Source organism: Azospirillum sp. B506 (assembly GCF_000333595.1).
Lineage (GTDB): Bacteria > Pseudomonadota > Alphaproteobacteria > Azospirillales > Azospirillaceae > Azospirillum.
In genome coordinates this window covers 18292-32273 of the sequence record NZ_BADK01000088.1, presented here as the reverse complement: position 1 = coordinate 32273, position 13982 = coordinate 18292, and the positions used below count along the sequence as shown (strand labels likewise).

11 protein-coding genes are annotated in these 13982 nt (G+C 69.8%); 4 read left to right on the top strand and 7 right to left on the bottom strand.

Annotated features, from left to right (window positions below; translation table 11 throughout):
* Positions 1–101: 101 nt before the first annotated feature.
* Entirely contained in the window at positions 102–1133 is a 1032-nt protein-coding gene (locus tag I71_RS03120) for an NAD(P)/FAD-dependent oxidoreductase (RefSeq protein WP_049975899.1), read from the bottom strand.
* A 256-nt stretch (positions 1134–1389) separates the two neighbouring features.
* Here I71_RS03120 and I71_RS03115 point away from each other — a divergent pair, with 256 nt between their 5' ends.
* Together I71_RS03115 and I71_RS03110 are read left to right on the top strand one after the other, a co-directional pair.
* Complete coding sequence (locus tag I71_RS03115) at positions 1390–2040, top strand: sigma-70 family RNA polymerase sigma factor (RefSeq protein ID WP_042690405.1); 651 nt, start codon at positions 1390–1392, stop codon at positions 2038–2040.
* Complete coding sequence (locus I71_RS03110; RefSeq protein WP_042690402.1) at positions 2037–2777, top strand: ChrR family anti-sigma-E factor; 741 nt, start codon at positions 2037–2039, stop codon at positions 2775–2777. Before I71_RS03115 ends, I71_RS03110 begins: the two co-directional genes overlap by 4 nt.
* A 25-nt stretch (positions 2778–2802) precedes the next feature.
* Here I71_RS03110 and I71_RS03105 read toward each other — a convergent pair whose 3' ends face one another.
* From I71_RS03105 to I71_RS03095, 3 genes are all read right to left on the bottom strand, one after another.
* On the bottom strand, positions 2803–6243 hold the full coding sequence (locus I71_RS03105; protein ID WP_042690399.1) for a PAS domain S-box protein: 3441 nt from the start codon (positions 6241–6243) through the stop codon (positions 2803–2805).
* On the bottom strand, positions 6243–8093 hold the full coding sequence (locus tag I71_RS03100) for a two-component hybrid sensor and regulator (RefSeq protein ID WP_083896939.1): 1851 nt from the start codon (positions 8091–8093) through the stop codon (positions 6243–6245). The genes I71_RS03105 and I71_RS03100 overlap by 1 nt, the downstream gene beginning before the upstream one ends.
* Before the next feature lie 168 nt (positions 8094–8261).
* The gene (locus I71_RS03095) at positions 8262–8984 is read right to left on the bottom strand and encodes a response regulator transcription factor (protein ID WP_042690392.1); all 723 of its coding nucleotides are present in this window, start codon (positions 8982–8984) and stop codon (positions 8262–8264) included.
* A 314-nt stretch (positions 8985–9298) separates the two neighbouring features.
* Between I71_RS03095 and I71_RS03090 the strand changes: the two genes are divergently transcribed.
* Positions 9299–9802, top strand: coding sequence for a response regulator (locus I71_RS03090; protein ID WP_049975898.1), 504 nt, complete (start codon positions 9299–9301; stop codon positions 9800–9802).
* Entirely contained in the window at positions 9799–10860 is a 1062-nt protein-coding gene (locus tag I71_RS03085) for an HD domain-containing phosphohydrolase (RefSeq protein ID WP_042690384.1), read from the top strand. Before I71_RS03090 ends, I71_RS03085 begins: the two co-directional genes overlap by 4 nt.
* Before the next feature lie 13 nt (positions 10861–10873).
* On the opposite strand, the gene I71_RS03080 is transcribed toward I71_RS03085, so the two are convergent.
* The 3 genes from I71_RS03080 to ggt all read right to left on the bottom strand — a co-directional run bounded on the left by I71_RS03080 (position 10874) and on the right by ggt (position 13896).
* The gene (locus tag I71_RS03080) at positions 10874–11296 is read right to left on the bottom strand and encodes a hypothetical protein (RefSeq protein WP_042690381.1); all 423 of its coding nucleotides are present in this window, start codon (positions 11294–11296) and stop codon (positions 10874–10876) included.
* A 154-nt stretch (positions 11297–11450) separates the two neighbouring features.
* Entirely contained in the window at positions 11451–11846 is a 396-nt protein-coding gene (locus tag I71_RS03075; RefSeq protein ID WP_042690377.1) for a hypothetical protein, read from the bottom strand.
* 259 nt (positions 11847–12105) lie between these two features.
* Positions 12106–13896 carry a gamma-glutamyltransferase gene (gene ggt / locus I71_RS03070; protein ID WP_042690372.1) on the bottom strand — a complete coding sequence of 597 codons (1791 nt, stop codon included), beginning with the start codon at positions 13894–13896 and terminating at the stop codon, positions 12106–12108.
* Positions 13897–13982: the final 86 nt, after the last annotated feature.

The window sequence follows — 13982 nt, the reverse complement described above, 5'->3', positions numbered from 1 at the left end:
AAAGCACGCTGCGCAGGATGCTGCCCTCGCGCGGCGACGGCAGCGGGTTCAGCGTGACGAACAGGTCGCGATCCCTGGGCAGGAAAGCCCTGCAGCCGGGTTCATCCAGTAAGTGACGCACACGGGCATCCCCGCCCATTGTCCCCCTGCTCGGCCAGATAGTTCCAGCTCGACCACACCGCGCGGCGCTTCGGCATCAGGGAGGCATCGCTGTGCAGGATGGCGAGGTTGCGCTCGTAGCCGAAGGCGCCCAGCAGCCGGCGCTCCTCCTCCCCGGCATCCTCCAGCAGGGCCAGCGCCTGATCGGCATGGGTGGCGATCACCGCATGGTCATGGACGCGCACCGCACCGCGGCGGTCGCGCACCAGCACGCGGCTCTCCTCGCGGACGATGCCCTCCACCGCGCAGTTCAGGCGCAGGGCGCCGGGCATGTCGGCCAGGATGCGCTGGACATAGCTGCGGCTGCCGCCCTCCACCGTGCGCCAGACCGGACGGCCCGTGACCTTCAGCAGACCGTGGTTGTCGCAGAAGCGGATGAAGGCGGCAGCGGGGTGGTCGCGCATCGAGTCCGCCGGGGTCGACCAGATGGCGGCGGCCATGGGCAGCAGATGGTCGCGGACGAAGGCGTCGGAATAACCACCGCGGTCCAGCACCTCGCCCAGCGTCAACGTCTCCGCCAGGGGGTCCGCCAGCAGCCCCGGCGCCTCGCGGTAGAAGCGCAGCAGGTCGGACAGCATCCGCCAGAAGCGCGGGCGCAGCAGGTTGCGTTTCTGCGCGAACAGGGTGGCGGGCGAACTGCCGGCATACTCCACCCGCCCGCCGTCCAGCGAGGCGGAAAAGCTCATGTCCGTCGCCCGCGTGGCCACGCCCAGATGGTCGAACAGCGCCACCAGATTGGGATAGCAGGGCGCGTTGTAGACGATGAAGCCGGTGTCGACCGGGGTGGCGCCCACAGCCTGTCCCTCCACCTCCACCGTGTTGGCATGGCCGCCCGGCCGGTCCTCCTTCTCGTACAGGGTGACGCGGTGGGTCTTCGACAGCAGCCATGCCGCCGACAACCCGGCGATGCCGGCGCCGATGACGGCAATGTCGAGCGGAACCGGGAAGGTGGACTCAGGCGGGGAATGCTGCATGGGACGGCCCTCTCCGGGGTCTTGGTGGTGCCGGATCCGCACCCTATCCGAACTGGGTAGGCCCGGCGTGTGATCGAGATACGGAGACGGGGGGTGGATGGATCATCGCGACGCTCGCGCTTTCTGTCCGGCCGGCCGCCGGGATGAAAGCCTGCCTCACCGGAAGACAGCGGTGAAAAGACCGGGTCAAAAAGGCCGGGTCAAAAAGACTGGGGCGGATGGTGATCCGAAGCGCGGGCGTCGGCGTAACTCCAGCATGATCGCCCCCCTGGCCACTCTTCTGACGCATGCCGCCGGACCGGACCGGACAGGAACCGGGCAGCCCGGGACCGGACAGGCGCCCCGCGTCTGCGCCGACCCGGCTGCCGCACGGCAGTCCGCCGACCTCGTCGCGGTGGCTGCGGGCGACCGGCAGGCCTTCGCCCGGCTGTTCGCCCATTTCGCCCCGCGGGTGAAGGCCTACATGCTGAAGCTCGGCATGCCGGCCCAGCGGGCGGAGGATCTGGCGCAGGACACCCTGCTGTCGGTGTGGCGCAAGGCATCGCTCTACGATCCGGCGAAGGCGGAGGCGGCGACCTGGGTCTTCACCATCGCCCGCAACCTGCGCATCGACGCGCTGCGCCGCGAACGCCATCCGGAGGTGTCGGACGACGAGCTGCTGGAGCATGAGGACGACCGGCCCCCCGCCGACGAACTGCTGGACGGCGACCGCCGCGCCCGCCGCCTGCGCGGCGCGCTGGCCGCGCTGACGCCGGAACAGGCGGAGGTGGTGCGGCTGTCCTTCTTCGCCGACCTCGCCCATCCGGCCATCGCCGAACGGCTGGACCTGCCGCTGGGCACCGTGAAATCGCGCCTGCGTCTGGCCATGGCCAAGATCCGCAAGGCGTTGGGAGACGACGACCGATGACCGCCCGCCAACTGTTCCTGCCGAACCACCATCCCAGCGACGCCATGCTGGTTGCCTATGGCGCCGGCAGCCTGGGGGAAGGCCTGTCGCTGGCCGTCGCCGTCCACCTCTCCCATTGCCCCGACTGCCGCGCCACGTTGGCGGAGGTGGAGGCGCTCGGCGGCGCCTTGCTGGAGGATTTGCCGCCGGCCCCGCTGGAAAGCCTGTCGCTGGCCGCCACGCTCGACCGGCTGGACCGGGAGGAGGCGCCGGGCAATCCCTGCAAGGCCCTGCATGTCGAGCCGCAGTGGAAGCGGCACTCCGGCACGCCGAAAACCACCCCGGCGGCGAATGCCCAGGGGCCGACCCCTGTGCCTGTCCTGCCCCGGCCGCTACGCGCCTATATTCCCGCGCTGGACGGTCTGTCCTGGCAGCGGCTCGCCCCCGGGGTGCGCCGGGTGGAGCTGTTGCCGCGCACGGCGTCGGGTGGTGCCGCCCAGCTTCTGCGCATCGCCCCCGGCACCGCCCTGCCCCACCATGGCCATGGCGGGCTGGAGCTGACCGTGGTGCTGAGCGGCCATTTCGCCGACGAGCTGGGCCGATACGGCCCCGGCGATCTGGCGGAGGTCGATGGCGAGACCAGCCACCAGCCCATCGCCGACAGCCACCGCGACTGCATCTGCCTGATCGCGACGGACGCGCCGCTGCGCTTCACCGGCCTGATGGGCCGGCTGATGCAGCCCTTCATCGGGCTTTAGGACACCACGTCCCTTTCCTTGCCGCTCAGGCCGTCTCGTTCTCCGCCGCCGGCTGCACGCGCGGCGACAGCGCATCCAGGGTGGCCTCGGCGGCGCTTTGCAAAGCGTCGGGCAGCGGGTCGCCGGCCGGCAGGCCGCCGGGATCCTGGGCACGCTGTTCCAGCAGCGCGGCCAGACGGCTGAGGCGCACGGCGCCGATGTTGGCCGCCGTTCCCTTCAGGGTGTGGGCAATGCGGGCCATCGGTGCGGCGGCAGGCTCCCCGCCCTGCGCGGCTGCCTCGCGGATGGCGGCCACACTGTCGGCCGCCGTCTGACGGAAGGCGGCCACCGTCCGCGTCCAGGTCGCCTCGCCGATCACGGCACGCAGGGAGTCGGCCTGTCCCCGATCCAGCAGCGGGGCCGCGCGCCACGGCTCCGCCTCCGGCACGATGGGCGAGGGCGGAGAGGCGGCCGGCTGCGGCAGACCGCCGGCCTGCACCGGCGCTGTCCCGGTTGCGACGGGACCGGCCGGGAAGGGGGATTCCCCGGCCACGTCGGGGAAGGCCGTCCGTGCCCCGGACACCGTCGCCAGCACACCGAACAGGTCGGCCGAGACGATGGGCTTGGTCAGATAGGCGGTCATGCCGGCGGCGAGATATTCGGTGCGGTGGCCGGGCATGACGTTGCCGGTCAGCGCGACGATGGGCAGGCGGGAGGCTTCGCCCGGCATCGCCCGGATATGCCGCGTCGCGGTGACCCCGTCCATCACCGGCATCTGAACATCCATCAGGACGAGGTCGAAGCCGCCCTCCGCCACCAGCCGCACCGCCTGCAACCCGTCCTCCACCGCGGTCACCCGATGTCCGGCCCGGCGCAGCATGGTGACGACGATGTCACGGTTGATCTCATTGTCCTCCGCCACCAGCACATTCAGGCCGGCCGACCCGGCCCGCGCTGCCGTCGGCGGTTCCGGGGCGCATGGCGCGGTCAGCACGCCGGCGGCCGGATCGGCGGCAGGTTCGCAGCGGACCGTGAACCAGAAGGTGCTGCCCTTGCCCTCGGCACTGGTCACGCCGATCCGTCCGCCCATCAGCGTCACCAGCTCGCGGCTGATCGCCAGCCCGAGTCCGGTGCCGCCGAAGCGCCGCGTGGTGGAACTGTCCCCCTGGGTGAAACGCCGGAACAGGGTCGGCTGCACCTCCTCCGGAATGCCGATCCCGGTGTCGGCCACCTCGAACCGCAGGAAGAAGGTGCTGCCGGCCGCCGTCTCCGTCTCTGCCCCCAGCCGGGCCCCTTCCAGCCCGACCCGCACGGCGACGCCGCCGCGGTGGGTGAATTTCAATGCGTTGCCGACCAGATTGACCAGCACCTGACGGATGCGGCGCAGATCGGCGCGCACGCGGTCGGGCACCGCGAACTCGACCTCCCGCGTCAGGATCAGGCCGCGCCCGCAGGCGGTCGGCTCCAGCAGGTCGATGCAGTCGCCCAACACGGCGCGCAATTCGAAATCCACCGGCTCGACCTCCGCCTTGCCGGCCTCAAGCTTGGACAGGTCGAGGATATCGTCGATGATCTGCAGCAGCGCGTTGCCCGAACGGTTGGCGACATCCAGCAGCTGACGCTGCTCCTCGTCCAGGTTCGGCCCCTCCACCAGGGCCAGCGCGCCCAGCACCCCGTTCATCGGCGTGCGGATTTCGTGGCTCATGGTCGCCAGGAATTCGCCCTTGGCCCGGTTGGCATGATCGGCCGCCTCCTTGGCGCGGCGCAGGCTCGCCTCGATCTCGCGCTGGGCGGTGACGTCGCGGAGCGCGCCGGTGACATAGCGGCGGTCGCCCTCGCGCCAGCCGGCCAGCGTCACCTCCAGCGGGAACTCGCTGCCATCCCTGCGGCGACCGATCAGTTCCCGCATCTCGGAGCGCGGAACGGAGGCGTCGCTCTCGCGATAGGTCGCCAGCAGGCCGTCATGGACCGCACCGACGGCGCTCGGCATCAGCCGGGTCATCGATCCGCCCACCACATCGGCCGCACGGTAACCGAACAGCCGCTCCGCCGCCCGGTTGAAGGCATCGACGGTCCCATGTTCGTCGATGGTGACGATGGGCTGGCCGACCGCCTCGAACATGGCACGGTAGCGCGCCTCGCTGGACGCCAGCCGGTTGGCGGCCAGTTCCCGCTCTGTGATGTCGGTGGCCGAACCGCGATAGCCGTGGAACCGTCCCTTCCCGTCGAAGATCGGGCGGCCGCTGACGCTGAAATAGCGCAGGCCCGCCGCCGTCATCACCCGGTAGCGGAAATTCCGGAACGGCTCGCGCCGCTCCATGGTCCGGCGATGGTCCTCCCACTTGGCGGCATCCCCCGGTTCGCGCAACGCCACGTCCTCGCGCCGCAGGCCGAGGGGCAGAGTGCCGTTGGCGACGTGCGGGACCAGCGGCCCGGCCAGATGGCAAAAGCGCAGGTCGGCGTCCATTTCCCAGAACCAGTCGGACGCGGTCTCCGCCTGATCGCGGAACCGCTCCTCGCTCCGGGCCAGCTGGGTCGCCAGTGCCGCGAGCCGCGCCGTCTGCCGCGTCGCCAGCAGCGCCAGCCCGAACAGGCCGAAGCTGCAGGCCGCCGCCGCGAACAGATAGACGCGCTGCCGCTTCCGGGTGTCGGCCAGGAAGGACTCCTCGTCGAACGCCGCGGTGACGATCAGCGGATAGGACGCCAGTGTGCGGAAGGACTGCAGGCGCGAGATGCCGTCGATCAGGCTGGCGGCGCGGATGAAACCGGTCGGCTGGCGGCGCGCCATCGCCAGCGTCGGCGATTGGGCAAGGTCCCGGCCGATGATGCGGTCGTTCATCATCGATCCGGCGCGCAGGATGCCGTCCGTGCCGACGATCGCCACCACACCGTTGGGACCGACGTCCAACTCCTCCAGCAGGCGGCTGAAATAGAACGGGTCCATCGACGCGACCAGCACACCGGCAAAGCTGCCGTCGCTGTTGTCGATGCGCCTGGTCAGCTGGATCGACCATTTGCCCGACGCCCGGCCGAACACCGGCTTTCCGATGAACAGCCCGACCGCAGGATTGTCGACATGGACGCGAACATGCTCGCGATCGGCCAGATGGATGCGGACCGGCGCTTCATCGACGCTGGTGTGGAGGAGATCGCCATTCGCATCGACGACCGCCAGCTGGAGAAGCATGCCCGACCGCTCCACCGCCTGCCGCAGCATCCGGGTGACGCCATTGGACCATATGTCGCCATGGTCGTGATAGTCGTCGATCAGGAACAGCAGCAGCTGGTCGGCCTCGGCGATGGTCCGGGTCGCCTGTTCGGCGACGACGCGGGCAAGGTTGCCGCTGTCGCGTTCGGCCCGCGCCATCGCTTCGTCATCGTCGTAATGGGCCAGAAACAGGGCCGCCGCCCACAAGCCGGCGGCGATCACCAGGGTCGCCGTCCAGATTGCGGCGATGAAGCCCTGCAGGTGAAGGCGTCCGCCCATCAACCCGGCTCTCCGCCCGGTCCGGGGCCGGTCCCGACATCGCTCCCGCCACCATTCCCATCGCCGGCCCCATCGCCATGCCGGGAACCGCGGGCGGCCAAGGCCGCCACTCCGCGCGCCAGCCGCGGCAGGTCGACCGGCAGCGGCAGCAGCAGGTCCGCCGGCCCATCGGCGCGGTCCTGGGGCGGGGCGGCATCGCCGGCCGGGGGAGCGGTCGCATAGAGCACGCAGGGAAGGTCCGAGCGCACCGCCTTCAGGCGGCCGACCAGCGCCACGCCGGCCGGAAGCGCGCTCAGCCCCGGGCCGATGACCACCGCGTCGAAGAAGCCCGGCTCGTCGGTGACGACGTCCAGCGCGTCACGAAGGTCGTCGCAGACCGAAACTTCCAATCCCTGCCCTTCGAGCCCGGTCTGGAACCGGTCGCCGGACGCCGGGTCGGCATCGACCACCAGAACCTTGTGGGCCGGCCCGACCCGGCGAGTTCCCGCCGGGCGCATCGCCGGGTCCGGCATGGGGGTGGACATCGCCCCGGTCATCGGCCCCGATTGCACCGGACCCTGCGGCGGCGCAGCCAGGGAGCGGGACGGGAGCGGGACGGCGGGAATATGCAGCCGCACCGCCGTTCCCTCCGCCGGATGGGTCAGCAGGCTGAGGCCGCCGTCATGAAGCCGCGCCGCCATCAGCGCCGCCGGCCAATGAACACGCTCATCCCGGTCGAGCTGATCGCGTCGGTGGCGGGCGCGGGCGAACAGCAGGGGATCGACCAGGGCGGCCAAGGCATCGTCGGCCAGCGGCGCACCGTCGATCCGCAGCTCGAACAGGGTGTGAGGCCCAGGATGCGGCGTCAGAAGCGGACGAACGGTCCAGCCGGCGGCAGCGGCATCCGCATCGGAGCCGCGCTGCTCCGCCGCAGACGGTGTGCAGGCGGTGGCGCGCAGAGAGAGCCGGGCATCGCCACCCCGCCCACCGGCGGCGAGAATCTCCGCCGCCAGCCCGGCCATCGTCCGCGCCAACAGATCGGCGTTGCAGAGCGCGTCGGGCGTGCCGGCATCGTGGCGGACGGCCAGACTGCCCGGCGGCACGGAAACGGCACGCAGCAGGGTCGCCGCCTCGTCCAGGACGCTCCCCGCCCGCTCGGGCTGCAGGGCGACGGCTTCCATCCTGGCCGCCAACACCAGCCGGCGGAGTCCGGGGCGGGCGCGGGCGATGGCCGCGACGGTACGGTTGGCATAGTCGGCCTGGGGCGAGTCGACCGGCAGATCGCTGACCAGGAAGTCGGCATAGCCGGAGACGGCACCCAACACATTGTTCATGTCGTGGACAATGGCGCAGACAAGCTCCGCGCGGGCGTCCATCGCCGCGATCTGCTGGCTGCGCAGCCGTTGGGCCGTCTGCTGGTCCTTCTGCCGCAGCGCCTCCTCCAGCGCGGCGATGCGTACGGCTTCCTCAGCGATGCTCACCGGAACCGGTGTGACCGGGGCGATGGCCTCCGCGGCCGGTTGAGCCGGGTCGGTGACGGGCGGGGGCAACGGCGGCTGTGCCGGATGCCGGAGTTGACCGTCCTGCCCAGCCAGCCGGCGCGCCGCACGCCAGACCGACAGCAGCGCCAGACCGGCGGAAGCGCCACTGCCGGCTGCCAGCAGAGGAAGCGCCCAGGGCGCCGCTTCGCGCAGCGGATCGAGCGCGGACAGAAGAAACACCGCCGCCCCACCCACCGCAGCGGCGACGGGCATCGCCACGCCGGTGCCCGAACCGGACCGGCTGGAACCGGTCCCATCGGAACCGGCGGTTGCCGACGACGCGGTGCGGCCTGCTCGCGGTCCGGAGAGGGAATGGTCGGATGGGCTCATCGGCGACTCGGATTGCGGCCGTGTTGCGGGTGCGTCCGTCTCTGCCGCGCTGGACGAAGGCGTAAGACCGGAGGATGCGACCATATCAGAAAGGGTAGGTCGATGCTGCTGGGACCAGCCCTATGCGGCACCCAGCCCGTCACCGCGCCAAACCCTCCCCGTCCGCTGTCAGGGCGAGGCTTCGTCCAGACTGCGGGACAACAGGCCGGCCTGCTGGGCGCGCCGCACCGCGTCGGTGCGGTTCCGGGCGCCCAGCTTGCGCAGGATTCGGCGGGTGTGCAGCTTGACCGTCACCTCCTGCAGGCTGAGATGCCGCCCGATCTCCTTGTTGGTCGCCCCGGTGGCAAGCATCGACAGAACCTGCTGTTCCCGGTCGGTCAGGGGCGACGACGGCGCCCCCTCGCCCTCCAGAGACGGGCTGTCGCCCTCGTCCGCCTCGTCGATGTCCAGCGACAGATCGGTCATGTGCAACAGGTCGAGCGCCACGCATTTCGGCACGAAGCTGCCGCCCTCCGCCACGAGGCGCAGGGCCTGGGCCAGGACGCGGCGCGGCGTGGTCTTCGGCAGGAAGGCTTCGGCACCGCACCGCAGCACCTCCAGCGCGGTCAGCGCATCCTCCGCCCCCGTCACCACGGCGACCGGCCCCTGGATTCCCGACTGGCGAAGCACGGCGATCGGATTGCTTCCCTCGGCGCCGGGCATCCGCCAGTCAAGCACGATCAGATCGTAGCGGATGAGCGTGGCGGGGATACCGTCGGCCGGCACCGACGCGGCAGGCAATTCCAACAGTGAACCGATGCAACCGATCTCCGCATCCGGCCAAGCCTGACGGACCGACAGTTCAAGCGCGTCCCGGAAAAGGGGATGGTCGTCCGCCACCAAGATCTTCATCAACCCGCCTCCGCCACCCTCGGCAACCGCCTATCCCATAGTATCAACATTCCCCTCTATGCTGACCGAAATCTTAAGTTTTCGTGGCTTCACCATATTTCACGTCGTTCATATTTGCCTGCCGTCCCGGGTCCGCAACGGCGGTCCGACATGCTTTCCTTCCCGGCGCGGGATAATATCCCCGCTATCCCATTTCCCGGCCCCGCTATCCCAGACACAGCGGGTGCGCGCAACAGTGGACGTTTATGGTGGGGTTTAGCGAAATCCACCCGGCCTGACCGGCCGGTTCGCGGCGGACGACAGGACCGGCGACCATGGAAATGACACTTTACGAGCTGCGGGCCGCCCCAACCCCAGCTCCATCCCCGACCTCCCCCACCACCCCGGCCACCCCTGCCCCTCACTCAGCCGCCACGCAGTCCCTGTCAGGCGCCTCCGTCCTGCTGGTCGACGACGATCCCGATTTCCGCCGAATGGTCTGCATCGCCTTCACCCGCACCGGCTGCACCGTACATGAGGCGGAGAATGGAAACGCCGCCCTGGACATCCTGGCCAACCATCCGGTGGATCTGGTGGTGACCGACATCATCATGCCGGAGGCTGACGGGTACGAGGTGATCCTACGGCTGAAGGCACAGCGGTCGCGCCCGCCCCTGATCGCCGTCACCGGCGGCAGCCTGCGCCTGCGGATGGAACTGCCGGGGATGGCCCGCCTGCTGGGTGCCGACGCCGCCTTTGAAAAGCCGGTGGACCTGAACGCCCTGCTGGCCGAGGCCGGCCGGCTGATCGCCGCGCGGAAGACGGATGCCGCCGGATGAACATCCTCATCGTCGACGATGACCGCACCAACCTGTTCATCATGGCCGCCGTCGTCCGCCGCCTGGACGATGCCGAGCCGGTGACGATGGAAAACCCGCTGGACGCCGTCGAATGGCTGCGCGGAAACGAGCCGGACCTGATCCTGCTGGACCAGATGATGCCGGAGATGGACGGCATGGAGCTGCTGCGCCGCATCCGCGACGATGCACGGCTGGACACGGTGCCGGTGGTGATGATCACCGCCAACACGGCGGTCGACATCCGCGTGCGCGCGCTGGACGAGGGCTGCAACGATTTCCTGACCAAGCCGATCATCGTGCCGGAGGTCCAGGCGCGGCTGCGCAATCTGCTGGCCCTGCGCCAGAGCCGCGCCCTGCTGCGCGACCGCGCCGCCCTGCTGGCCGCCGAGGTGGAGCGGGTCACCGCCGCCCTCCAGCGCCAGGGGGAGGAACTGGTCACCCGCCTGTCGCGCGCCGCCGAATACCGCGATCCCGAAACCGGCGCCCATATCGAGCGGATGGCCCTCTATTCCAAACTGATCGCCGAAGCGGCCGGCTGCGGCGCCGCCTTCGCCCAGGAAGTGACGAAGGCAGCGCCGATGCACGATATCGGCAAGATCGGCATCCCCGACATGATCCTGCTGAAGGCGGGCCGCCTGACGCCGGAGGAGATGACGGTGATGCGCCAGCACGCCGCCATCGGCCACCGCATCCTGGCGAACAGCGACATCCCGCTTCTGCGGCTGGCGGCGGAGATCGCGCTCAGCCACCATGAGAAGTTCGACGGCAGCGGATATCCGAACCGTCTGGCGGGAAACGCCATCCCGCTGCCCGGCCGCATCGTCGCCATCGCCGATGTGTTCGACGCCCTCACCTCCGTCCGCCCCTACAAGCGGTCCTGGACACCGGAGGAGGCGCGCAGCTTCATGATCGAGAACCGCGGCCGCCATTTCGACCCGGCCCTGCTGGACGCCTTCCTGTCACGGTGGGACGATGTGTGCAGGATCCACCGCGACAACATCGACGACCTGCCGGCGCTCACGCCGGACGAGGCGTAAGCGCCGGACAGCCTCAGTTGACGATGCGCCAGGTGCCGTCGGACTGGAGGCAGGCGGTGCCGTAGACCGGGTGCGGCCGGCCGCCGACGATGGCGCTGCTTTGGTATTCGCGGCATTGCTGCCCGCTGCGCGAATAAAAGACCGGGCCGGCTGGATCGGCGCTCACCGTGGCCGGCGGCGGGGAATAATACTGAACGACCGGCGGCGGCGCATAGACGACCGGCGGAGGCGCGTAATACTGCACCACCGGCGGGGGCGGCGCGTAGTAGCGGTAGGGGTGATAATAGCCATAGGCCGGGAAAACCGGCCCGACGCCGATGCCGACCGACACCGACGTGCGCGCCTGCGCGGCGCCCGGAACGGACAACACGGCACCGGCGGCAGCAACCGCCAGCATCGCAGCACCCAGGGCAGCCGCCCTCCGCACCGTCTTCATCCTCTGTCTCCCCGTCGCGCCGGCGGGAACGGTCCCGCCGGCCGGCTGACTCATGCCGCCATCATACACCCGTCCCGCGCCGCATCACAGAGGGCGCGCGCGGGAGGCCGTCCACCAGAGACGCAGGAGAGGGCCGGAAAATTCCGACCGCGTATCAGATGTCGAGCGGCAGGTTGTCGGGGTCGAAGCCCAGCTGTTCGACGATGGCGCGGGCCAGCGGGATGCTGGTCTCGAACCGCCATTCGGCCATGCCGGGGCGGTATTCAGACACGTTGGGGCGGCCATTGGCAAAGCGGCGCGGGTGCAGCTCGTACCAATAGATGTCGCCCAGCGACACGCCCTGTTCCTTCGCATAGGCCTCGGCGATGCCGGGCCAGTCATTCACGGCCGGCCGGGGCGACCCGGCCGCCTTGGCAATGTCGGTCTGTTCCAGGAAAGCGACGATGCGCTTCCCCTCGCGCTCGAAATCGGCAACCCGGATGGTGACGGGCTGCTTTCCTTCACGCTGATAGGTCCACTCGCGGTTCTTCTCGACCAAGGCCTTGTCCACGGCAAATGCTCCGGTTCACTCCTGCAAAGGCTACCCGACAGGCCCGCCTTATTCCAACTGTTCCGTTGCCTTTCCCGAACAGGCACGAGCCCTTGGGCCCTGCGCCGCCCGGCAAGGCGGATCAAAGGTTACCAAAGCACGCCGCTTTTTCTTTGTATACGGGAAATATGACGTCCGGCCTGCGCCGCACGCCCATTCCCGCTTCCGGACCATGCCGTCCGGCCTGTGGAAGCGTCCGCCGCCTCCTCGGCCGCCGGCCTCAATACCCAAGCGTCATGCCGTCGGGGTTGCGCGGGTCGGAATAGCCGTACAGCCCGTCCTCGCGCAGCTGGATGGTCTGGGTGCGTCCCATCGTCGGCTTCACCGCGACCTTGTGGCCCATCTGCTCCAGCAGGCGGACGGTGTCGGGGTTCAGGCCCTTCTCCACCCGCAGCTCGTCGGGGGTCCACTGATGATGGACGCGCGGCAGGGCGGCGGCCTCGGCCGGGTTCATGCCGAAGTCGATGTGATCGATCACCGTTTCCATGGTGGTGGTGATGATGCGGCTGCCGCCGGGGCTGCCGGTGACCAGCCAGGGCTTGCCGTCCTTCAGCACGATGGTCGGCGACATCGAGCTGAGCGGCCGCTTGAAGGGCTGGACGGCGTTGGCGTCGCCGCCGACCAGTCCGAAGGCGTTGGGCACGCCGGGCTTGGCCGAGAAATCGTCCATCTCGTTGTTCAGCAGGATGCCGGTCCCGTCGGCGACGATGCCGCTGCCGAAATTGAGGTTCAGCGTGTAGGTGGTGCTGACGACGTTGCCCTGGCTGTCGGCCACCGAGAAATGGGTGGTCTGGTCGCTTTCGTAAGGGGCCGGCCTGCCGGGCTTGATGCTGCTGGCCGGGGTCGCCTTCTCCGGGTCGATCCTCGCCGCCAGCTCGTCGGCGTATTTGCGCGAGGTCAGGCCCTTCACCGGCACCTTGGTGAAGTCGGGGTCGCCCAGATATTCGGAGCGGTCGGCATAGGCCAGCTTCATCGCCTCCGCCATCAGGTGGATCGACCGGGCGCTGTCGGGGCCGTAGTCCTTCAGCGGCCAGCGCTCCAGGATGTTCAGCATCTGGATGATGTGCGTCCCGCCGGAGCTTGGCGGCGGCATCGATTTGACCGTATAGCCGCGATAGCTGCCGCTGACCGGCTCGCGCTCCACCACCTTGTAGGCCTTCAGGTCGTCCTTGGTGATGTAGCCGCCGTGCCTGGCCATCTCCGCCGCGATCCTGTCGGCGATGGTGCCTTCATAGAAGGCCTTCGGCCCCTGCTGGGCGATCGCCTCCAGCGAATTGGCGAGGTCGGGATTGGCCAGCGTCTCACCGGCGGTCAGCGGGCGGCCATCCTTGAAGAAGATGGCACGGGTGGCGTCCCAGGCGGCCAGATGGTTGCGCTCGACCTCCAGCAGGCCGGCCAGCTGCGGGGTGACGGCGTAGCCCTCGCGCGCCAGCTTGATCGCCGGGGCCAGCACGTCGGCCAGCGTCATCGTGCCGTATTTTTCCAGCGCATGGGCCAGCCCGGCGACGGTGCCGGGGATGCCGACCGCCAGATGGGTGTAGAGCGAGCGGTCGGGAACGACCTTGCCCTGCTGGTCCAGATACATGTCGCGGAAGGCCCTGGCCGGGGCCATCTCGCGGAAGTCGATCGCGACGTCCCTGCCGCTCCTGGCGTCATGGACGACCATGAAGCCGCCGCCGCCGATGTTGCCGGCATTCGGCAGCACCACCGCCAGGGCGAATCCGACGGCAACCGCCGCATCGACCGCGTTGCCGCCGCGCTTCAGGACGTCGACGCCGATCTCGGTCGCCAGCCGGTGTTCGGAGGCCACCATCCCGTTCTGGCTGCGGACGGGATTGAAGATGTCGTAGCCGATGTCGTACGGGACCGGTGCGGTGGCGGCGGCAGCCTGGGCGAGTGCCGGCAGCGGCAAAACGGCCGGCAGCGCGGCCGGCAGCACGAGGGCCGAGCCGACGCAGAGCGCCGCCACCGCCGCGGCGGTGGAACGGGATCGGAAAGCGGGGAACCACATGCCGTGAATCTCCTGAGCGGGACGACAGGTCGGGGCTGCAGCCCGGGGGCCGCAGGATGTCACACCCGCGGCCTCCGGTCTTCATC